Origin of the sequence: Micromonospora sp. KC721, from assembly GCF_004348355.1 — a bacterium.
Classification (GTDB): Bacteria; Actinomycetota; Actinomycetes; order Mycobacteriales; family Micromonosporaceae; genus Micromonospora.
The window spans coordinates 1-21,011 of sequence record NZ_SMJY01000108.1 but is presented as its reverse complement, the minus strand read 5'-3'; the positions used below and the strand labels follow the sequence as shown (position 1 = coordinate 21,011).

Here is a 21,011-nt window from a genome sequence, read left to right as displayed (position 1 = left end):
GGGTCAGGAGAAGAGGCCGCGGCGGGTCAGGGAGGTGTGGAGCCAGGTTTCGAGCTGGGCGGCCCAGTCGACCGTGTCGAGGGTGGCGTGGTCGACCGTGAACCGGCCGAAGACGTCCCGCCCCTCGGTGAAGACGCCGCCCCGCTTGTCGAGCTCCAGCACGACCTGGGTCTGCGCCGGCCCGGTGACGAAGGTCAGCTCGAGCTGGTTGATCACCCCGGCGTAGCGAGGAGCCGGGAAGAACTCGATCTCCTGGTAGAACGGCAGGCTCTGCCGTACGCCGTAGAGGTGTCCCCGCTCGACGTCGGCCCGGGCGAACCGGAAACCCAGCCGCAGCAGCGCCTCCAGCAGCCGTTCCTGGGCCGGCAGCGGATGCACCGACACCGCGTCCAGGTCACCGGAGTCCACCGACCGCGCCACCTCCAACTCGGTACGCAGCCCCATGGTCATCCCCGGCAGGCGCCGGCCGTACAGGTCGGTCAGGGGCGTCTCCCACGGCACCTCGAAGCGGAACGGAATGTCGTACCGCTGCCCGGCCGCCAGCCGGAACGGCCCGGTGACCTGGTGGCGACCGAACTCCTGGTCGGTGTGGTACTCGGAGTCGGCACTCTCCACCTCGACCCGGGTGACGAGGCCGAGCGCCACGTAGGAGATGTCCACGTCGTGGTCGCCGCCGGCCACCTGGATCCGCCCCTCCAACTGCCCGCCCGGACGGCAGTGCGGGTTGGCCAGCACGGTCTCCACCGAGGGGCCGCCCACCCCCATCGCCTGCATGAGCCGTTTGAAGACCACCGCGTCCTCCGAGTCTGTCGTCGCCGGCCCGATGGCCGACCGCTGGCGGCACCGTAACCGCCACCCGCAACGAATGTGACGCAGCACACCCGACCGAACTGCTGTCGGGTCCCCGATCGCCTCACTCCCGTTTCACGTCCCGGTTGGAAAGCTGTTCATCACCGGCGCCACCAGGCCGGTACGCGGCACAGAAGCGGATACGGGGAGAAACAGAGATGGCCCTGCAGATGATCGAACACCAGACGCGCCCGGCCGCCGCCGTCGACGCCGAGCACAATGCGCAGACCCTCGCCGACCTCGACGCCACCGACGAGCGGGGCGTCTCCACCGACCTGGTCCGGGCGTACCTCAACGGCATCGGCCGGACGAAGCTGCTCACCGCCGCCCAGGAGGTCGAGCTGGCCAAGCGGATCGAGGCGGGGCTGTTCGCCGAGGAGAAGCTGTCGACGTGCACCCCGGTCTCCGCCGAACTGCGGGCCGACCTGGAGCTGATCGCGGCGCAGGGCCGCGCCGCCAAGGACCACCTGCTGGAGGCGAACCTGCGCCTGGTGGTGAGCATCGCCAAGCGCTACACCGGCCGGGGCATGGCGTTCCTCGACCTGATCCAGGAGGGCAACCTGGGCCTGATCCGGGCGGTCGAGAAGTTCGACTACGCCAAGGGCTACAAGTTCTCCACCTACGCCACCTGGTGGATCCGCCAGGCGATCACCCGCGCCATGGCCGACCAGGCCCGCACCATCCGCATCCCGGTGCACATGGTCGAGCAGGTCAACCGGATGGTCCGGGTTCGCCGGGAGCTGTCGGTGACGCTGGGGCGGGAGCCCACGGTGGGTGAGGTCGCCCGCGCCATGGAGATCCCCGAGTTCCAGGTGATCGAGCTGATCTCGTACGACCGGGAGCCGGTGAGCCTGGACCAGGCCGTCGGCGAGGACGGCGAGAGCGCCCTCGGCGACTTCGTCGCCGCCATGGACCCGCGCCAGGAGCCGGGGGACGCCGCCGCCCACGGCGAGCTGCGCAACGAGGTGCGGATCGTGCTGGCCACCCTCTCCCAGCGGGAGCAGGCGGTGATCCGGCTGCGGTTCGGCCTGGACGACGGCCGGCAGCGCACCCTGGACGAGGTGGGTAAGGAGTTCGGTCTGTCGCGGGAGCGGATCCGGCAGATCGAGAAGGTGACGCTGCTGAAGCTGCGTGCCCCGGAGCGGGCGCAGCGGCTGGAGGCGTACGCCTGCTGACCGCGGCTCGGAACGGGTGGCCCCGGCGGTTCGCCGGGGCCACTGCCGTGTGTCGGCCCGGCGATGTCGTACTCCTCGGGCAGGGTGGGCTCATGAACTGGACGTTGGAAGTGGTGGTGGTGCCGGTCAGCGACATCGACCGGGCCAAACAGTTCTACGCCGACCGGCTCGGTTTCGCCGTCGACCACGACACCCGGATGGGCGACGACGTACGGATCGTGCAGCTCACGCCCCCGGGATCGGGTTGTTCCATCGTGATCGGCAAGGGCGCGGTGCCGCAGATGCCACCGGGGTCACTCAAGGGCCTACAGCTGGTCGTGTCCGATCTGGAGCAGGCCCGGGCCGAGTTGGTCGAGCGCGGCGTCGAGGTCAGCGAGATCCGGGTGCTCGGCGAGAACCCGCGCCCGGTGCCGCACCCGCTGGACAATGTCGGCTTCGTCTTCTTCACCGACCCCGACGGCAACGCCTGGGCCGTCCAGCAGATATCCACGCGGAGCTGAGCCGGCGGGCGTGGAGCTGAGCCGGGCGGGCGCGGTCAGAGCCGGCGCGGGCCGGTGTCCGGACGGGCGCCGGCCGCGCCGACCCGGACGGTGGCGTGCAGCACCGAGATGCCGTCCGGGCGGGCCAGCACCGGGTTCAGCGTCAACGAGCGGACCCGGGGTTGCTCGTCGGCGAGCCGCCCGACGCGCAGCAGCAGCTCGGCCAGGGCCGCCCGGTCGACCGGCGCCGCTCCCCGGTGCCCGCGCAGCAGCGGCGCCGCCCGGGGTTCGTCGACCAGTTCGAACGCGTCCCGGTCGGTCAACGGCACGGCCCGCCAGGCCCGGTCACCGAGCAGTTCGGTGGCGACCCCGCCGAGACCGAAGCCGACCACCGGCCCGAACGCAGGATCCTCCACCAGCTCGACCACGCAGGCCACCCCGGGTGCAACCATCGGCTGGACCAGCACGTCCGCGCCGAAGGCCGGGGCCATCTCGGCGTACGCACGGCGCAGCGCCGCCTCGTCGGCGAGGTCGAGGCGGACCGCACCGAGGTCGAGGCGGTGCCGCAGGCCCGGGTCGGCGGCCTTGAGCGCCACCGGCCACCCCATCCGCCCGGCGGCGGCGATCGCCTCGTCCACGGTGGCCGCCGGCGCCGACCGGACCAGGTCGATGCCGTACGCCGCGAGCAGCCCGGCCACGTCGGAGGCGTCGGCGCGCAACGCCGCCTGCCCCGCCGCGGGGTCCACCCGGGCCACCTCGGGCGCCGTGCCCGGGTCACGGCGCAACCAGGCGGCGTACCGGGTGACCCGGCCCAGCGCCCGCACCGCCTCCTCCACGCTCGGGTACGCGGGCACCCCGGCGGGCACCCGACCGGCGAGGAACGTCGCCACCGCCGGTTTCCCGGCGGTGCGCGCGGCCGGCAGCGCGGCGGTGAAGTCCGCCTCCTCGACGGTGAGCTGCCCGGGCAACGGCGGGGCGAAGACGGCCACCAGGGCGTCGACGCCGTCGTCGCCGGTCGCCTCGGCCAGCGCGTCGGCGAACTCGGCCGCGCCGGCCTGCGGGCCCACGTCACGCGGGTACCCGTCGGCGACGCTGAGCCCCTGGGTGGCGCAGGCGGTCGCGGCCAGCCCGGTCAACGCCGAGGAGTTGCCCACCACCGCGACCCGGGGACCGGCGGGCAGCGGCTGGTGGGCCAGAAGCACGCCGACGTCGAGCAACTCGGCGACGGTGTCCACCCGGATCACCCCGGACTGCGCGAACAACGCGCTCACCGCCGCCTCGTCCAGGGCCGGCCCGTCGCCGAGGCCGGCCGGACGGGCCAGCGACGCGAGCGCCACCACCGGCTTGTCCCGGCCGATCCGCCGGGCCAGCCGGGCGAACTTGCGCGGGTTGCCGAAGGTCTCCAGGTACAGCAGGATCACGTCGGTGCCCGGGTCGTCCTGCCAGTACTGCAGCAGGTCGTTGCCGGAGACGTCGGCCCGGTTGCCGGCCGAGACGAAACTGGACAGGCCCAGCCCACGCCGCCTCGCCTCGGCGAGCAGCGCCACCCCGAACACCCCGGACTGGCTGAACAGACCGACCCGGCCGGGTGCGGGCAGCACCGGGGCGAGGGTGGCGTTGAGCCGTACCTCCCCGGCGGTGTTGGCCACTCCCAGGCAGTTCGGGCCGACCACCCGCATGCCGGCGGCGTGCGCGGCCCGGACCAGCGCCCGCTGCGCCGCCGCCCCCTCGGCGCCGGCCTCGGCGAAGCCGGCGGAGATGACCACCAGGCCGTGCACCCCCGCGGCGGCCGCGTCCGCGACCACCCCGGCCGCCGCGTCGGCGGCCACCGCGACGACCGCCAGGTCCAGCTGCGCCCCGGCGGCGGCCGCCGAGGGGTACGCGGGCAGCCCGGCCACGGTGGCCGCGCTCGGATGAACCGGGACGATCGCGCCGGTGTAGCCGCCGTCGCGCAGGTGGCCGAGGACGGCCGCACCGACGCCCTGGCCGGTGGCGCTGGCCCCGTAGACGGCGACGCCACGCGGGGCGAGCAACCGGGCGATGGACCGCGCCTCGGTACGGTGCTCCCGGCCGCGCTGCACGGCCAGGGTCGCCTCGGTGGGGGCGATCGGGAAGGTCAGGTGCACCACCCCATCGGCGTACTGACGCTGGACCTGGTAGCCGAAGTCGGCGAAGACCCGCAACATCGCCGAGTTGGCGGGCAGCACCTCGGCGACGAAGTGGACGATGCCGGCGCGGCTGGCCGCGTCGGCCAGGTGTTCCAGCAGCACCGAGCCGATTCCCCGGCCCTGCCAGGCGTCCTCGACCACGAACGCCACCTCGGCCTCGGGCGCCTGCGGGCCGAGCCGCTCGTACCGCCCGACGGCCACGATCCGGTCGCCGGCGAGCACCACGAACGCCTCCCGGTCGCGGTGGTCGACGTTGACGAAGCGGTGCAGGTCGCGTTCCGGGATACGCGGGTACGGCGAGAAGTAGCGCAGGTAACGGGTGCGCTCGGAGAACCGCGAGTGCATCGCCACGATTTCCGGCGCGTCCTGCGGGTGGATCGCCCGCAGCTGGACGGTGCTGCCGTCGCTGAGCAGCACGTCCACCGGCTGGTCGACGGTAATCACCGCTCACCCCTCCCCCGGCTCACCGGTCAGTCGCGCGGGTCGTACGGGTCCAGCCCGAGCAGCGGGAACACCGCCTTGCGGGTGGCCGCGACGGCCCGGTCCACGGAGTCCGGCTCGCCGGTCGGCTGCCACGGCTGGTACGTCGGGTCGACGTCGTCGGTCATCCGCAACGGGATCCGGTGGCCGGGCCGCCGCCGCGCGGCGAGTTCCCGCCAGGCCGGCGGGGTCAGCGCGGCCGGGTCGACCGGCGCGCCGGCCGCGACGGCGAGCAGGTGCGTCCAGGCCCGGGGCACCACCTCGACCAGGGCGTACCCGCCGCCGCCGGTGGCCACCCAGCGGCCGTCGCAGAGTTCGTCGGCGAGCGCCCGCAGCGCCAGGTAGGTGGCCCGTTGACCGTCGACGGACAGGTGCAGGTCGGCCAGGGGGTCGACCCGGTGCCCGTCGGCGCCGCACTGGGTGACGAGGATCTGCGGCCGGAATGCCCGCAGCACCGACGGCACCACGGCGTGGAAGGCACGCTGCCAGCCGACGTCGTCGACGCCCGGCGGCAGCGGCAGGTTGACCGAGGTGCCCTCGGCTCCGGGGCCGCCGGTCTCGTCGGGGAACCCGGTGCCGGGGAAGAGCGCCAGCGGGGTCTCGTGCACGCTCACCGTGAGCACCCGCGGGTCGCGGTAGAAGATCTCCTGCACGCCGTCGCCGTGGTGCACGTCGACATCCACGTACGCCACCCGTTCGGCGCCGAGGTCGAGCAGGCGGGCGATCGCCACCGCCGGGTCGTTGTAGACGCAGAACCCGGCGGCCCGGTCCGGCATGGCGTGGTGCAGCCCACCGGCCACGTTGACCGCCCGCCGGGCCTCGCCCCGCCACACCGCCTCCGCGGCGGCCACGGTCGCCCCGGCGACCAGCGCGCTGGACTCGTGCATCCGGTCGAAGACGGGGTTGTCGGCGGTGCCCAGCCCGTACCCGGCGATGAGCGGGTCGTGCGGGGCGGCCCGGACCGCGTCCAGGTAGTCCGGCCGGTGTACCCGGGAGAGCAGCGCGTCGTCGGCCGGTTCGGGCCGGATCATCCGCACCCCGGGCCGGTCGAGCACGCCCAACTCCCGGGCCAGGGCCATGGTCAGCTCCACCCGGACCGGATCGAGGGGGTGCTCCCCCAGGTCGTAGCCGAGCAGGGATTCGTCCCACACCACCAGCGTGTCGTCCGACATGGGGTCATCGTCGCACGGGCCCCGTCGGCCACCCAGGGCACGCGGGCTCAGCGCGCCGGTGTCTCCCCGGTGGCCACCGGCCGGTCCGGGTCGGCGACCCAGTTGCTCCAGGAACCGACATAGAGCGCCGCGTCCGGCCGCCCCGCCAGGTGCAGGGCGAGCACCGCCTGCGCGGCGGTCACCCCCGAGCCGCAGTACGCCCCGACAGGCGCGTCCGCGGTCACCCCGGCCGCGGCGAACCGGGCCCGTAGCGTCTCGGCGGACGGGAAGCGGCCCTCGGTGACGTACTCGGGAGCGGGCAGGTTCACCGCTCCGGGGACGTGCCCGGCGACCGGGTCGATCGGCTCGGTCTCGCCCCGGTAGCGGGGGGCGGTCCGCACGTCGAGCAGGACTCCCTCGTCGGCGGCGGCGAGCCGGGCCGCGCCGTCGGCGTCCAGCACCGCAAGCGCACCGGGTCGCACGGTCACGTCGCCGAGGGCCGGATCGGGTGTCTCGGTCGAGGTGGGCAGGCCGGCGGCGGTCCAGGCGGGCCAGCCGCCGTGCAGCAGGCGGACCTGCCGGTGGCCGGCCCAGCGCAGGGTCCACCAGGCCCGGGCGGCGGCCATCCCGTCGCCGCCGTCGTACACGACGACGGGGTGACCGGCGCGGACGCCGGCGGCCCGCAGCGCCGTCTGCAGGGCCGGGGGGTCGGGCAGCGGGTGCCGGCCGGCGGTGCCGGGCGGGCCGCAGAGCGCGGTGTCCAGGTCGACGAAGACCCCGCCGGGCAGGTGACCGAGGGCGTAGTCGTCCCGCCCCGGCGGGCCGGCCAGCCGCCACCGGACGTCGAGCAGGGTGGGCGGATCGGGCTGCGCCAACTCGGCGGCGAGCCGATCGGGCTCGACCAGCGGCACCTCGGTTTCGGACACGCCGTCCAGTCAACACCATCCGGGCGGCGGCCTCGCGATTCGGCGCCGGGGCTTGTCGGGTGGCCGGGGTAGCATCGTGGACCGGAGGGCCGCTGACGTGAAGCACGATCTGGACACGACCGATTCTTCGGTCAACCACTATGACGGCAAGGAGGTCGTGACGCGGTGAAATCGCACGACCTGGTCGATACGACGGAAATGTACCTTCGCACCATCCTCGAACTCGAGGAGGAGGGCGTGCCGCCGCTGCGCGCGCGAATCGCCGAGCGGCTGCGGCAGAGCGGGCCCACCGTCAGCCAGACCGTCGCCCGAATGGAGCGTGACGGCCTGCTCACCGTCGAGGGCGACCGGCACCTCACGCTGACCCCGCTGGGGCGCAGCACCGCCGTGTCCGTGATGCGCAAGCACCGCCTCGCCGAACTGCTGCTGGTCAACGTGATCGGAATGCCCTACGAGGAGGCCCACGAGGAGGCCTGCCGGTGGGAGCACGTGATGAGCGACGCGGTCGAGAAGCGGGTGTACGACCTGCTCAACCGGCCGACCCGCTCGCCGTACGGCAACCCGATCCCCGGGCTGGAGGAGCTCGGCTCGGAGCCGAACACCGATCCCGTCGAGGCGGAGCGCAATCTCGCCTTCCCCGGCCTGTCCGGCCCGGTGGTGGTCCGGCGGATCTGCGAGAGCGTGCAGACCGACGCGGACGTGCTGCGCCAACTGCACGCCGCCGGGGTCGACCCGGGGGCCACGGTCACGGTGGCGCAGGAACGCGACGGGGTGTTCATCGACCGCTCCGGCGAACGGATCCGGCTGCCCCGCGAGGTCGCCTCGCGGGTCTTCGTCGCCGCGCACTGAGCACATGAAACCGCCGCGACGGCGGCTGAGCCACGTCGGGCCGCCGTCGACGGCGGCCCGACGTCACAGCGAACGGGTGTCGATCGTCGCGGCCAGCTCGACCAGCTTGCCGGTCAGCTCCTCGACCTCGGCTTTCGCCGTGCCCTTCTCGCAGGTCCAGTGCAGGGTGGCCAGTCGGCTCTCGGTGGCCAGCCAGCCCACCTCGGCCACCGGGCCGTTCTTCGTCACCGTACGGCGGTAGGCGACCTGCCCGAGCTTCGGCACCTTCGCCGCCCCTTTCGGCAGCACGTCGGCGTTGAACGTCGGCACATCGATCGAGGTGTCCGTCACGGTCAGGGTCAGCTCCGGCAGGGTGAGGTCGCCGGCGCGGAGCACGCAGGTGCGGGTGTCCGCCCGGTCGCCGGCCGCCGCCACGTCGAACCGGACCCCGGTGTGCTCCTCGATCACGGCGAAGTCCAGCAGCCGGCAGGCGCCCCCGGAGGACGCGGCGGCCACCTCGACGGTCAGCGGCTCCACCGGCGGCAGCGGCACCGTCCTCGGCGCGTCCGCGCACCCCGTGGCGGTCAGCAGGACAGCCGAGACGGCAAGGCAGAGCCGGGTGCGCACGGGGGAACCTCCGTGATCGACGGCGGGACGGGACGTCCGCCCGGAACGTCCGACGGACACCGTACGGGCAAGCCCGCCGGCACGGAAGCCCCTCCCCCGGCTCCTCACCCGACGGTCATCCCGGATGAGACGGAGGCAGGTCGCGCATCGTCCGCAGCGGCGAGCCGACCACGAACAGGGCGGCGCTCCACGTGCCCAGGGCGGTCACCACCAGCGCCGGGCGCATCCCCCACGTGCTGCCGAGCGCACCGCCGAAGAGCGCGCCGAACGGCACCACCCCGAAACAGATCCACACGAACGCGGCGGTCACCCGACCGAGCAGCTCCGGCGGGGTGACCCGCTGCCGGTACGACACCAGGGCCACGTTGAACAGCACCCCGTTGGCGGAGTACGCGGCCAGCCCGACGGCGTACAGCAGCAGGCCCCAGCCCGGCCGGGCGGCCGGCATGAGCAGGTAGAGCGGCCCCGGGACAGCCATCGCCACCCAGATCAACCGGGCCGAGCCGACCCGGGCGGCGATCCGGTCGGCCAGCGCCCCGGCGAGCAGGCCGCCGACCGCCCCGGCGGAGACGACCACGCCCACCACGGCCGGGGCGGCGTGCAACTCCCGCAGCAGGTAGGGCACCTCCAGCGCGGTGGTGGCCACGCCGAAGAAGTTCGACATGGTGGCGCAGAGCAGGGTCGCCAACAGGATGGGGTGCCCGCGAACGAACCCGAGCCCCTCGGTGACGGCGACCCTCGCCGGCACCGGCCGCCCGGAGACCGGGCGCGCCGGTGCGGGTGGCCGGATCAGCCCCAACGTCACCGCGCTGACCAGGAAGGCGAGCGTGGTGCCGAGCAGGGTACGACCACCGCCGACCACCCCGGCCAGCGCCCCGCCGACCGCCGGCCCGACCAGTTGGGCGGCGTCCTCGCTGACTGTGAGCCGGGCGTTGCCCTCGATCAGCCGGTCCGCCGATACCAGCCGGGGCAGCAGGCTCTTGTACGCGACGGTGAAGAAGACCGTGAGCACCCCGTTGAGCCCGACCACCACGTACAGGAAGGGCAGGGTGAGCCGACCGACCAGGGCGACCGCCGGCACCGAGGCCAGCAGCGCGGCCCGGCCGAGGTCACAGCAGATCATCAGACGTCGCTGGTCGAACCGGTCGGCGACCAGCCCGGCGGGAAGCGAGAAGAACAGGTACGGCAGCCAGGCCGCCGCGGTCAGCAGGGAAACCTGGAACACACCGGCGCGCAGGGTGTCGGCGGCGAGCAGCGGCACCACCACCGCGCTGGCCCGGATGCCGAACTCGCCGATGGTCTGGCCACCCCACAGCAGCGCGAAGTCCCGCCTCCGCCACAGCGGCACCCGGTTGACGCGCTCTGGCGCGAGACTCTCGGTCACGACCCACCTGTCGCCGTTGGTCAGGCGGCCGTGTGCACCACCACCGGGACGCCTGCCCGGCCGGCCCAACCTAGGCCGGGCCACGCCGGCCGGCATCGGGTTTTCCGTCAGTCGGCGACGTACGGGCAGTGCCGGCAGCCGCGCCCGCAGCAGGTGCCCCGACGCGCCAGGAAGCCGGCGCTGAGCACGAACAGCCCGCTGCCCGGGTCGAGGTAGCCGGCCTCCCCGGCGTCGAGCGCGGCGGTGTGCGCCGCGAGGATCCGCTCCCGGTCGGGGTGCTCCGGCGACAGCCGCGACGGATGCGGCTCGGCCAACGGCCGGTCCGCCAGAGGTCGCCGCTCCACACCCACCGGCGCAGTCTACGAAGCCAACCGCCGTCTCCCGCCACCCGTCTCGGTCACGCCGTCACACGCCTGGTTGTAGTGCGCCGGCGAGGCGTGGGCTGTCCGCCGCGATGGGTCAACGGGTGCGCCACCGGCTTCGTCGACGCCGGCGCCGCCAGCCGCCGCGCAGATCGCAGGCATTGCTGTGTAGGCGGGTCCCGCCCGGCGTGTAGGCGCTCGGCCAGGCGGAACCCGAGGGATGAGTCAGGCGGCTGATGCCTGACGCAGCGGTCGCCAGGCGGCGGTGGCGATGAGCGTCATCACGGCGGCGGCGATCCAGAATGGTGTGGTGAGCCCCCAGACGCTGGCGAGGGTGCCGCCGATGAGTGAACCAAGGGCCGCGCCGCCGAGATCGAGCAGCGAGTGGACGCTGCCGACCCGACCCAGCAGGTTCTGCGGCACGACGCGTTGGCGCAGGGTCACCAGGATGACGCCCCAGACCATGGTGTGGATCCCAAAGACGATCAGGATGGCGGCGGCGACCAGTGGGGTCGTGGTGGTCGCCAGGGTGGTGTGGGTGATGACCTCGACGACGAGGCCGGCGCGGAGCAGGATGCTGGCCCCGACAATCTCTTGCAGCCGCGGCGCGAGCGCGGTGCCGAGCAGCCCGCCGATGGCGAAGGTGGTGAGCAGGAAGCCGTAGCCGATGTCGGATAGGCCCAGCCGTTGCCGGGCGTAGAGGATCAGGGTGGCGAAGGCGGCGCAGAACGCGACGTTCGCCAGTCCCATGCTCACCGCGAGGGTGCGGAGCAGGCGATGTTCCCAGAGCCAGCGAACACCGTCGGCGATCTCCGTGTGCAGGCTCCCGCGTGGTGTGGGCGGGAGCGCGGGGATTGGTCTGATCGTCGCCACCAGTGCTGCGGCCACGGCGAAGGTCAGCGCGTTGACGCCGAAAGGCACGGCGGCGGCGATCACGAACAGCCACGCACCCAGCGGTTTGGCGACGAACTGGTTGGCGATGGTGAAGGTCGCCATCAACCGGGCGTTGGCGGTGACCAGCCGGTCCGGTGCCACGATGGCGGGCAGGAACGCGCCGGAGGCGGTGTCGGCCAGGGTCTCCCCGGTGCCGAGGAGAAAGAACACCGTGTAGACCACGCCGACCGTGACGGTGTCGGTGGCGACGGCGACGGTCAGCGCGGCGAGCGACACCGCGCGCAGTGTGTTGACGGTGACAACCAGCTTGCGACGGTCGAGACGGTCGACGTAGGCGCCGCTGATCAGGGCGAACAGTAGCCAGGGTAGTTGTTGGACGAAGACGGCGCCGCCGATGAGTGCCGGGTCGGTGGTGATGGAGGCGACCAGTAGCGGGCCGGCCACCATGGTGACTCCGTCACCGATGTTGGAAACGGCCGAGGCGGTCCAGAGTTTGGTGAAGTCCGCACCGAGACGCGCGGAAACAAGGGCACGCAAAATAGCTCCTCGAGCAAGGGGAAACGGTCGTCGCGTGAGCGACCGCTTCGCGGCGAGGAGCACCGCACCGTGGGCGAGCCCGACGGTGAACCGACTAACGCGCGGTGTGCTCTCGCGGCGAAGCGGTGACCGTGACCTTGATGAGGCGCATGCCAACCCCCAACTATCGACAGCCGTCGACGCAGGATAGCCGAGACGGACCCAGCCGTGCAGAACCTTCCCGCTCGGCGCTCGCTCGATCGGCGATCGGGAGTGCGCTTCGCCCGGACAGTTCATCGTTGCGGTTGGTCTCGCCAGCGGGGGAAGAACGGTTGTACCCATGAGCGTGTCGCTGGACGGTTCTTCGAGGGCCCCGGCGGCAGCCTCGACTGGCACCAGTAGACGGCGAACCGCACCGCCATTTCGATGCCGAGCTGCGCACGATGGACGGGCGGACGCGACCGCGAGCCAAAGGCGTTGGCTTTCCGGTCGGCCCGGCCTATGGTGGCCGGATGCGTTCGTCCGGACAGCAGGAGAGGCCCGCCGTCACCGCGACGGCGGCGCCCGCTGCTGTCCGCCGGCCGACCCTGCCGGTCACCGTGGCGACCCGCGTCGTGCGCGTCGCGGTCGCGCCGTCGCGCGACGGCTCGGTCGCCCCAGGACTGCCGAGCCCCGCGGGACGTAGCCCTCCTGGATCCGGTGCACACCATGTGAACGGCCACCAGGGCGAAGCTTTCACAGCTTCGGCCTTTTTCTTTTCCGAGGAGCTACGCCATGACCACCCACACCCAGCCGGGCCAGCAGAACCGGATCGACGAACTGCGGTCGACCCTGACGTCCGACTTCGACAGGCACACCGCCCGGCTGACCGAACTCACCGCCGACACCGGTGATCCGGCCGAGGCCTACACCCGGGACGCCCTGGTCGCCGAGACCAGGCACAGCCTGGAGCAGATCACCGGGGCGCTGCGGCGCATCGCCGAGGGCCGGTACGGGATCTGTGAGCGGTGCGCCGCGCCGATCCCGCAGGAACGGCTGGAGGTGCTGCCGCACGCCCGGTTCTGCGTGTCCTGCCAGCAGAAGCAGCACTGACGTACGGGGCGTGGGCTGCCGAACCGACACGGCAGCCCACGCCCATACGGGATTGGGCCGATTGCTGCGGCACCCGGAGAGTCCAGGTCAGCCGAACCAGGTCATCGCCTGCCCGTGTGGGCGGGTCCAGGCGAGCGGCTGTCCGTCGAGCGCCAGCACGTTGTACAACGCCTCGCCCGGCGGCTCCGGCAGCGCGTCGTGGGTCAGCACCTCCGGGGCCTCGTTCGACATCCAGTGCCCGGGCAGTCCGCCCACCACCTCGGCGAACGCCTCCCGCCGTGGAGCGGGCACCTGGTAGAGCACGGAGGTGTGGAACACCACCAGCGTCGCCCCGGCCGGCGCCCGCGCGGCCAGCGCCGGCAGGTCGTCCACCAGGTCGCCGCGAACCAGCAGCGGCGGCTCGGCCGTAGCGACAGCCGCCGCCGCGCGAAGCCGGGCACGGCGATGCTCGTGCTCCGGCCAGATGAGCGCGTCGAGCCAGTCGACGTCAACGGGATCGGTGATGTCGAGCGGATTCAGGTCCAGGCCGGCCCGCCATGCCACCTCGGGTAGGCGGCTCGGGGGTGCCATTCCGGTGACCGCGCACGTGAGGACCGGTGCGCCCGCGCCGAGCAGGTGATCGCCGTAGCGGTAGGCGTACCGGTCGGGGTAGAGACAGAGCCCGGCCGACGCGCCGACCTCCAGCAGCGCGAGCGGCTGCGGCAACGCGGCGAGCACCGGCAGCAGTACGGCACACCGCCCCGGCTCGTTCGTCTGGGTGGCCCGGGCGTGCAGTTCCGTCTCGACCGCCGGCCAGTTCGCCACCGTGAAGTCGCGGAACGCGGCCGGGTCGTGCACCGGCCCGCCGAGCAGCCGGACGACGCCGAAGAGCAGGTTCGGCTGCCGCTTGTCGGGAGGGAGCGTCTCAACGAGCGTGAGTAGCTCGTCGTCCCGGGAGACTGCGAGGGACAGGCATTCGTACGTCGGCGACACCCCGTGCGCCTCACGGGTACCGAACTCGGCGTAGCTCCCAGCAGTCGCCATCTGCCGATGATCGCGGCCACGCCTGACGTTGTCCATGATCGACAGATGGCTGTAGTCGGCGTCAGCCGCGTACCCGCGAGCCGCTGACCTGAAGGCTGCCCGCCAGTGCCGGGTGAACCCGCCCCGGTTCGATCGTGGTAACCGTGTACTTCGCGACCCCCGCCACGACGAACGGGTCCTCCGCAAGAATCCGCTCGACTGCTGCACGATCGACGGCGCAGGCCACGATGGCACCGCCCTCCACCGAGGGCACCGCCTGCCCGGACACCAAGAACACCCCCGTTTGGTGCTAGCGCTCCAAGAAGAGGACATGACCGGCGACGAACGGTGCCGCCTCCTGTTCCGACCCCGTGTACCGCAGGAACAGCAGGTGCACCATCCGAGTCCCTTCACCTCCCCGGGCGAACGGCACATCATGACACCTGCTGATCCACTTCTGAAACACGGTCTGACCCAGACGACGGATGCCTCCCGCCCGATTCGGGCGGAAGGCATCCGTCGTGGTGCGTCCTCCTACGAACTACGCGAAGGAGCTTCCCGGTTCAGCTGCAGCCGCTGGTGGAGCCGCAGCCCTCGCAGACGTAGCAGCTACCGGCCGGACGCATCTTCGTCCCGCAGGTGAAGCAGAGCGGCGCGTCGGCGGCCTTGCCGATGACCGCCTCCAGCAGTTCGGTGGAGGAACCCACGGCCGGTGCCGGCGTGGCGGCGGCCACGTTGGCGACCTCCTGGGCCGGCTGCGCGACCGGGCCGGTCTTCGGCTCCGGCGCCTCGACGGGAGCCGAGGACGCCATCGCGGTCAGGTCGGTGCCGGCGCTCTCCGCCTCCGCCTCGGCCCGCAGCTGGGCCGCCCGCTCCTTGGCGGTGAAGATGCCCAGTTCGGCGCGACGCTCGTACGGCAGGAAGTCCAGCGCCAGACGACGGAAGATGTAGTCCATCACCGAGGCGGCCATCCGCACGTCCGGGTCGTCGGTCATCCCGGCCGGCTCGAAGCGCATGTTGGTGAACTTGCTGACGTACGTCTCCAGCGGCACCCCGTACTGCAGACCGATGGAGATGGCCACCGAGAAGGCGTCCATCACGCCGGCCAGGGTCGAGCCCTGCTTCGACATCTTGAGGAAGACCTCGCCGAGGCCGTCGTCCGGGTACGACGAGGCGGTGAGGTAGCCCTCGGCACCGCCGACGGAGAAGCTGACCGTCTGCGACGGACGCTTCTTCGGCAGCCGCTTGCGCACCGGCCGGTACTCGACGACCTTCTCCACCACCGGCTCGACGGCGGCCGTTTCGGTGGCCGCCGGCAGGCTGGCCTTGTTCGGCTTGGCCGCCGACAGCGGCTGGCCGACCTTGCAGTTGTCCCGGTAGATCGCCAGCGCCTTGAGGCCGAGTTTCCAGCCCTCGAAGTAGATCTTCTCGACGTCCTCGACGGTGGCCGCCTCCGGCATGTTGACCGTCTTGGAGATAGCGCCGGAGATGAACGGCTGGACGGCCGCCATCATCCGCACGTGGCCCATCGGCGCGATGGACCGCTCACCCATCGCGCAGTCGAAGACCGGGTAGTGCTCCGGCTTCAGGCCGGGGGCGTCGACCACGTGGCCGTGGTCGGCGATGTGCTCGACGATGGCCTCGACCTGCTCCTCGGGGTAGCCGAGGCTGCGCAGGGCACGCGGCACGGTCTGGTTGACGATCTGCATCGAGCCGCCGCCGACCAGCTTCTTGAACTTGACCAGCGCCAGATCGGGCTCGACGCCCGTGGTGTCACAATCCATCATCAAACCGATGGTTCCCGTGGGAGCCAGCACTGAGGCTTGGGAATTGCGCCAGCCGAACTTGTCGCCGATCTTGTTGCCCTCGGTCCACTGCTTGGTGGCCTCCCGCTGGACGGCGGTGGCGACCGTGCCGGCCGGCTTGATGGCGTCGTTGGCGGCGGCGTGCTTGCGCATGACCCGCTTGTGCGGCTCGGCGTTGCGGGCGTAGCCGTCGTACGCGCCGACGATGCCGGCCAGCTCCGCGGAGCGGCGGTAGGCGGTGCCGGTCATCAGCGAGGTGATCGCCGCGGAGACCGAACGGCCCTGCTCCGAGTCGTACGGCAGGCCCGAGGCCATCAGCAGCGCGCCGAGGTTGGCGTACCCGATGCCGAGCTGCCGGTAGGCGCGGGTGGTCTCGCCGATCTTCTGGGTCGGGAAGTCGGCGAAGCAGATGGAGATGTCCATCGCGGTGATGACCAGTTCGACGCTGCGGACGAACTTCTCCACCTCGAAGCCGCCGTCGGCGCGGAGGAACTTCATCAGGTTCAGCGAGGCCAGGTTGCACGAGGAGTTGTCCAGGTGCAGGTACTCCGAGCACGGGTTCGACGCGGTGATTCGGCCGGTCTCCGGGCAGGTGTGCCAGTCGTTGATGGTGTCGTCGTACTGGAGGCCCGGGTCGGCGCACTCCCAGGCCGCCTGGGCGATGGTACGGAACAGCTTCTTGGCGTCGATCGTCTCGATCGTCTGCCCGTCGAGCCGGCCGCGCAGGTCGAAGCCGCCGCCGCTCTCCACCGCCGTCATGAACTCGTCGGAGACCCGGACCGAGTTGTTGGCGTTCTGGTACTGCACGCTGACGATGTCGGCGCCGCCCAGGTCCATGTCGAAGCCGGCGTCGCGCAGCGCGCGGATCTTGTCCTCCTCGCGCGCCTTGGTGACCACGAACTCCTCGATGTCCGGGTGGTCCACGTCGAGGATGACCATCTTGGCCGCACGGCGGGTGGCGCCGCCGGACTTGATGGTGCCGGCGGAGGCGTCCGCGCCGCGCATGAAGCTGACCGGGCCGGAGGCGGTGCCACCGGAGGAGAGCAGTTCCCGGGAGGAGCGGATCCGGGACAGGTTGACCCCGGAGCCGGAGCCGCCCTTGAAGATCAGCCCCTCCTCCTTGTACCAGTCGAGGATGGAGTCCATCGAGTCGTCGACGGCCAGGATGAAGCAGTTGTGGACCCGGAGGTTGCCGGCCAGGAACTCGCCGCTCTCGGTTTGGATGTCGTAGACCTCCATCGCGCCGAGCGGCTCGATGCGGTCGATCTCCAGCCGCTTGACCTCGCCGGCGGGGCGGCCCGCCTTCGCGAAGCCGGCTTCCAGCTTGGCCATCTTCTCCGCGCCGACGAACCCGATGTGGGTGGCGAAGAGGTCGCGGTCGCCGTCGTTCTGGATCCGGACGGTCCAGCAACCCTTGCGGTCCGCCCGCGGATCCGACTTGTACGAGACGCGGGAGAAGATCCCGAATCGCAGCAGCAGGCTCTGCACGCCCCGGATCAGCTTCTCCGAGATCATGTCAGCCGCGACGAGTGTCGAGTGCTCGCGCTCGGCGACGTAGCCCTCGGCCTGGAAGATGCTGCGCAGGTACGCCGCGACCACCGGCAGCGGGGCGGCGAACAGCCGCTGCGGCACCTCCATCTCGACGCCGCGGGTCAGCAGGTCCCACCTGTCCACGAAGGGGCGCAGGTGCTCGCCGTAGAGGCGGGTACGGCGGCAGTCCAGCGCGTTGCTCTGCGTCGCCACCGGGCGCTCGTGTCGGTGCGCGCCGGGGAAGACCTGGTCGAGCGCGACGGTGACCCAGTCCAGCTCGTCGTCGTTGACGGTGATCGCCTCGATGGTCAGCGACCGGTTGGTGCCCTCGTCGTACTGGCCCACGAACCCGTCGGACTGGAGCCAACCGGCGAGCGCGGCCTCGCGGATCTCCCGCAGGTCGATCTCGCTCTCGCCGTATGCGTACGTGCGGTGCCACTCGAGCTGGTCACCGGGGTTGAGCGTGCCGGCCTCGACCCAGGTGCCCGTGCCGACGCCCGTGCTCTTCCACACCACGTGGTCCGGCGTGACGTCGAGGGTGTAGCCCGCCTTGGTGTGCAGCCGGAGGACCTCGCGCACCCCGTTCGCCTTGACGGCGACGATCCGGGTCAGGCCGTTGGCGTCGTACACCTTGGCGCCGACGGCGCCGTCCTCCACCAGCTTGCCGATCGGCACCAGGCCGCCGGGGGTGCTGACCAGAGAGTCGTACGGTAGACAGGCGCTGACCTGTTGCGGCGACGGCGTGCCGACGTTGAACCAGACCGGCGAGTTGAAGCTGAACGCCTGGTGCAGCAGCATCCAGGTCAGCTCGTGGGCGAAGACCTCGGCGTCCGCGGCGGTGGCGAAGTAGCCGTGCTCCTCACCGGCCTTGCGGTAGGTGGTGACCACCCGGTCGATGAGCTGCTTGAGCGACCACTCGCGCTCCGGGGTCCCCACCGCGCCCCGGAAGTACTTGGTGGTCACGATGTTGGCCGCGTTGACGCTCCAGGACTCGGGGAACTCCACCCCGCGCTGCTCGAAGTTGATCGAGCCGTCCCGCCAGTTCGTCATCACGATGTCGCGACGTTCCCACGTCACCTCGTCGTACGGGTGCACGCCCTCGGTCGTCCAGACCCGCTGCACCTTCAGTCCCGTCACCGCACCGTTCTTCGCCCGCGACCGGTTCGCTGTCACGCCGTCCCCCGCCATCTCATCCGCCCCCTCGTCTGCACGGTCACCCACCGCGCGTCGTCAACTGTCAGAACCCGAAAAATCAACTGGTACGGCCGGCCGTGCCGGCCTCGCGGGCCCGCGCCGCGGCCCGCAACGTCTCGATCTCGCGCTCGAAGTCGGCCAGCGAGTCGAAGGACCGGTAGACGCTGGCGAACCGCAGGTAGGCCACCTCGTCCAGGTCCCGCAGCGGACCCAGGATCGCCAGCCCCACATCGTGGCTCGGGATCTCGGCGGCTCCCTTGGCCCGCACGGTCTCCTCGACCTTCTGCGCGAGCAACGCGATCGAGTCCTCGTCGACCGGCCGACCCTGGCACGCCTTGCGCACCCCGCCGATGATCTTCGTCCGGCTGAACGGTTCGGTCACCCCGCTGCGCTTGACCACCGCGAGCACGGCCTCCTCGACCGTGGTGAACCGCTTGCCGCACTCCGGGCAGGACCGGCGGCGACGGATCAGCTGGCCGTCGTCGGCCTCGCGCGAGTCGACCACGCGGGAGTCGGCGTGCCGGCAGTACGGACACCGCATCGCCTGACCTCCTTGATCGACCTGGGTGCCGGCCGCCCGCCTCCGGGCACGCGTCGACCCGGCGGGGCCGCCGTGGCCGGCCGCCGCCGTCAAACGACGGTACGGGAGTGCGGTCGGTAGTCGAACCCAACCTGTAGGCTACTTACGCCCGTGTGACTACTACATCTAGGGGTCGACCGTAGGCCGCTGGCCGGTCGTGGTCAAGTTGACGGCGTGTCCGGCGCGTCACCTCAGCCACCCGACGGCGACACCGCCGACAGGCCCAACGCGGCGACCCGCGGGAGGTTACCGCCACGAGCCGGCCGGCGCGGGAACGGCCGGGATTCCGGAACGCCCCACGCGGTCGAACAAGCGTTCGATCCGCGCGTACCATTTACCAGAACAGGCGTTCGGATTTCCAGAAATTCCACCCCGACACGCCGAGATGGGTCGTACAGATGTTTGAAAATGGCCGATCTCACCTATACGGTCAATGACCATCGGGCCCGAGCTGTGACGTTCGGGCCACACGACGCCCCGTACGCACCACGAGCCGCCAAGGCACCCAGCGCCGACCAGGGAGGACGGACGTGACCGAGGACCGGGCCAGCCGGCAGAAGAACCCGCAGTCGATCGTCGAGGCGGGTCCGCCGGCCACTCGGCGCCCCCGAGCCGCCCGTGGCCGGGCCGCCCAACCTGCCGTCCGTCCGGTCACCCCGGTGGTCAGCGGCTTCCCGGACCCGACCACCGGCGACCTCACCACCCGCCAACGCCGGATCCTGGAGTTCATCCGCGGCTGGGTGGAGCGCCAGGGCTACCCGCCGAGCGTCCGTGAGATCGGCGAGGCGGTCGGGTTGGTCTCCCCGTCGAGCGTCGCCTACCAGCTCAAGGAGTTGGAGAAGAAGGGCTTCCTGCGCCGCGACCCCAACCGGCCGCGCGCGGTGGACGTGCGGGCTCCAAGCGACGTCGACGACGAGCTCAGCCGATCCCAGCGCCCCGCCCCGGCGTACGTGCCGATGCTCGGCCGGATCGCCGCCGGCGGCCCGATCCTGGCCGAGCAGGCGGTCGAGGACGTCTTCCCCCTTCCCCGCGAACTGGTCGGCGAGGGGGAGGTCTTCATGCTCCAGGTCAAGGGCGACTCGATGCTCGACGCGGCGATCTGTGACGGCGACTGGGTGGTGGTTCGCCAGCAACCGACCGCCGACTCCGGGGAGATCGTCGCGGCGATGCTCGACGGTGAGGCCACCGTCAAGACCTACCGGCGGCGCGACGGGCACGTCTGGCTGATGCCGCAGAACCCCGCCTTCGACCCCATTCCGGGCGACGATGCCACCATCATGGGCCGGGTCGTCGCGGTGCTCCGCCGAATCTGATCTTCGACCCGACTGGCCGGTGACCGCACCAGCCCGGTCACCGGGCGAGCTGCCCGGCCACGGTCACTCCGTCGCCGGTCGTGGGCTCAGTACCGCTCGCCCCGGTGCTCCCGGCCGGGGGGCTGTTCGTAAGGGCCGGCGCGTCGGTCGTCCGGTCCGCCGTCGCGGCGCGGGCCGGAACGCGGATCCCGGGGGTCCGGCCCACGGCGTGGCGGTTCGGCCCGGCCGCCGTAGACCCCGCCGCCGGGGACGCCACCACGGGGCACTGCCGGCCCACCCGCCCGGGGGGCACCCCCACGTGGCGCACCGCCCATCGGACCGGCGGGCCCGGCGCCACCGCGCGGCACACCTCCGGGTGGACCACCATGCGGCACCGCACCGGGCGGACCGGCCGGCGCACCACCACGCGGCCCGGCACCGGGGGGACCGGCCGGCGCACCACCACGCGGCCCGGCACCGGGGGGACCGGCCGGTGCACCCCGTGGCACGCCTCCCGGCGCCCCGCCTCGCGGCCCCGCACCCGGCGGACCACCACGCGACCCGCCCGCCGGCGGACCAGCCGGCGCACCACCACGCGGTGCGGCGCCGTTCTGGGCAGCCCCGACTGGCGCTCCGCCGTAGACGGCGCCACCCGCCGGGCGGCCTCCGCCGTAGAC

General features: G+C 72.2%; 17 protein-coding genes and 3 pseudogenes. 5 read left to right on the top strand and 15 right to left on the bottom strand.

Annotation, left to right across the window (positions count from 1 at the left end; genetic code table 11):
• Nucleotides 1-3: 3 nt before the first annotated feature.
• A complete protein-coding gene (locus E1182_RS18625) occupies nucleotides 4-792 on the bottom strand; it encodes a sporulation protein (protein WP_132266990.1) in 789 nt (262 codons plus the stop codon).
• Between the two features lie 215 nt (nucleotides 793-1,007).
• Here E1182_RS18625 and sigB point away from each other — a divergent pair, with 215 nt between their 5' ends.
• Together sigB and E1182_RS18615 are read left to right on the top strand one after the other, a co-directional pair.
• A complete protein-coding gene (gene sigB / locus E1182_RS18620; RefSeq protein WP_371687565.1) occupies nucleotides 1,008-2,024 on the top strand; it encodes an RNA polymerase sigma factor SigB in 1,017 nt (338 codons plus the stop codon).
• A 92-nt stretch (nucleotides 2,025-2,116) separates the two neighbouring features.
• Entirely contained in the window at nucleotides 2,117-2,524 is a 408-nt protein-coding gene (locus tag E1182_RS18615) for a VOC family protein (RefSeq protein ID WP_132266987.1), read from the top strand.
• Nucleotides 2,525-2,559: 35 nt separating this feature from the next.
• Here E1182_RS18615 and E1182_RS18610 read toward each other — a convergent pair whose 3' ends face one another.
• The 3 genes from E1182_RS18610 to E1182_RS18600 are packed head-to-tail and all read right to left on the bottom strand — an operon-like array spanning nucleotide 2,560 to nucleotide 7,228.
• A complete protein-coding gene (locus E1182_RS18610) occupies nucleotides 2,560-5,115 on the bottom strand; it encodes a bifunctional GNAT family N-acetyltransferase/acetate--CoA ligase family protein (RefSeq protein WP_132266985.1) in 2,556 nt (851 codons plus the stop codon).
• 26 nt (nucleotides 5,116-5,141) lie between these two features.
• A complete protein-coding gene (locus E1182_RS18605; RefSeq protein ID WP_132266983.1) occupies nucleotides 5,142-6,323 on the bottom strand; it encodes an acetoin utilization protein AcuC in 1,182 nt (393 codons plus the stop codon).
• Between the two features lie 47 nt (nucleotides 6,324-6,370).
• Complete coding sequence (locus tag E1182_RS18600) at nucleotides 6,371-7,228, bottom strand: sulfurtransferase (protein WP_132266980.1); 858 nt, start codon at nucleotides 7,226-7,228, stop codon at nucleotides 6,371-6,373.
• A 165-nt stretch (nucleotides 7,229-7,393) separates the two neighbouring features.
• Between E1182_RS18600 and E1182_RS18595 the strand changes: the two genes are divergently transcribed.
• On the top strand, nucleotides 7,394-8,077 hold the full coding sequence (locus E1182_RS18595; protein WP_132266978.1) for a metal-dependent transcriptional regulator: 684 nt from the start codon (nucleotides 7,394-7,396) through the stop codon (nucleotides 8,075-8,077).
• Between the two features lie 63 nt (nucleotides 8,078-8,140).
• On the opposite strand, the gene E1182_RS18590 is transcribed toward E1182_RS18595, so the two are convergent.
• From E1182_RS18590 to E1182_RS18575, 4 genes are all read right to left on the bottom strand, one after another.
• Entirely contained in the window at nucleotides 8,141-8,683 is a 543-nt protein-coding gene (locus tag E1182_RS18590) for a hypothetical protein (RefSeq protein ID WP_132266976.1), read from the bottom strand.
• 115 nt (nucleotides 8,684-8,798) lie between these two features.
• A complete protein-coding gene (locus tag E1182_RS18585; protein WP_165942654.1) occupies nucleotides 8,799-10,067 on the bottom strand; it encodes an MFS transporter in 1,269 nt (422 codons plus the stop codon).
• Between the two features lie 107 nt (nucleotides 10,068-10,174).
• A complete protein-coding gene (locus tag E1182_RS18580; protein ID WP_132266972.1) occupies nucleotides 10,175-10,417 on the bottom strand; it encodes a DUF5522 domain-containing protein in 243 nt (80 codons plus the stop codon).
• A gap of 237 nt (nucleotides 10,418-10,654) precedes the next feature.
• Nucleotides 10,655-11,860: an MFS transporter gene (locus tag E1182_RS18575; protein WP_132266969.1), complete on the bottom strand. Its 1,206-nt coding sequence runs from the start codon at nucleotides 11,858-11,860 to the stop codon at nucleotides 10,655-10,657.
• A gap of 753 nt (nucleotides 11,861-12,613) precedes the next feature.
• Here E1182_RS18575 and E1182_RS18570 point away from each other — a divergent pair.
• Nucleotides 12,614-12,931 carry a TraR/DksA C4-type zinc finger protein gene (locus E1182_RS18570; protein WP_132266966.1) on the top strand — a complete coding sequence of 106 codons (318 nt, stop codon included), beginning with the start codon at nucleotides 12,614-12,616 and terminating at the stop codon, nucleotides 12,929-12,931.
• An 87-nt stretch (nucleotides 12,932-13,018) separates the two neighbouring features.
• On the opposite strand, the gene E1182_RS18565 is transcribed toward E1182_RS18570, so the two are convergent.
• From E1182_RS18565 to nrdR, 6 genes and pseudogenes are all read right to left on the bottom strand, one after another.
• Nucleotides 13,019-13,954: a DUF2332 domain-containing protein gene (locus E1182_RS18565; protein WP_132266964.1), complete on the bottom strand. Its 936-nt coding sequence runs from the start codon at nucleotides 13,952-13,954 to the stop codon at nucleotides 13,019-13,021.
• A 61-nt stretch (nucleotides 13,955-14,015) separates the two neighbouring features.
• Nucleotides 14,016-14,231, bottom strand: coding sequence for a YciI family protein (locus tag E1182_RS18560; protein ID WP_371687564.1), 216 nt, complete (start codon nucleotides 14,229-14,231; stop codon nucleotides 14,016-14,018).
• A 265-nt stretch (nucleotides 14,232-14,496) separates the two neighbouring features.
• Nucleotides 14,497-16,923, bottom strand: a pseudogene (locus tag E1182_RS33035) (vitamin B12-dependent ribonucleotide reductase); the annotation flags it as partial.
• Nucleotides 16,924-17,100: 177 nt separating this feature from the next.
• Nucleotides 17,101-17,973 (bottom strand): annotated as a pseudogene (locus tag E1182_RS33030) (LAGLIDADG family homing endonuclease); the annotation flags it as partial.
• 9 nt (nucleotides 17,974-17,982) lie between these two features.
• Nucleotides 17,983-18,456 (bottom strand): annotated as a pseudogene (locus tag E1182_RS33025) (vitamin B12-dependent ribonucleotide reductase); the annotation flags it as partial.
• A 64-nt stretch (nucleotides 18,457-18,520) separates the two neighbouring features.
• Nucleotides 18,521-19,003 carry a transcriptional regulator NrdR gene (nrdR, locus tag E1182_RS18550; RefSeq protein ID WP_132266961.1) on the bottom strand — a complete coding sequence of 161 codons (483 nt, stop codon included), beginning with the start codon at nucleotides 19,001-19,003 and terminating at the stop codon, nucleotides 18,521-18,523.
• 569 nt (nucleotides 19,004-19,572) lie between these two features.
• Between nrdR and lexA the strand changes: the two genes are divergently transcribed.
• Nucleotides 19,573-20,355, top strand: coding sequence for a transcriptional repressor LexA (lexA, locus tag E1182_RS18545; RefSeq protein WP_132266959.1), 783 nt, complete (start codon nucleotides 19,573-19,575; stop codon nucleotides 20,353-20,355).
• A 37-nt stretch (nucleotides 20,356-20,392) separates the two neighbouring features.
• Here lexA and E1182_RS31695 read toward each other — a convergent pair.
• On the bottom strand, nucleotides 20,393-21,011 hold a 619-nt coding region (locus tag E1182_RS31695), incomplete at its 5' end, for a hypothetical protein (RefSeq protein WP_371687563.1).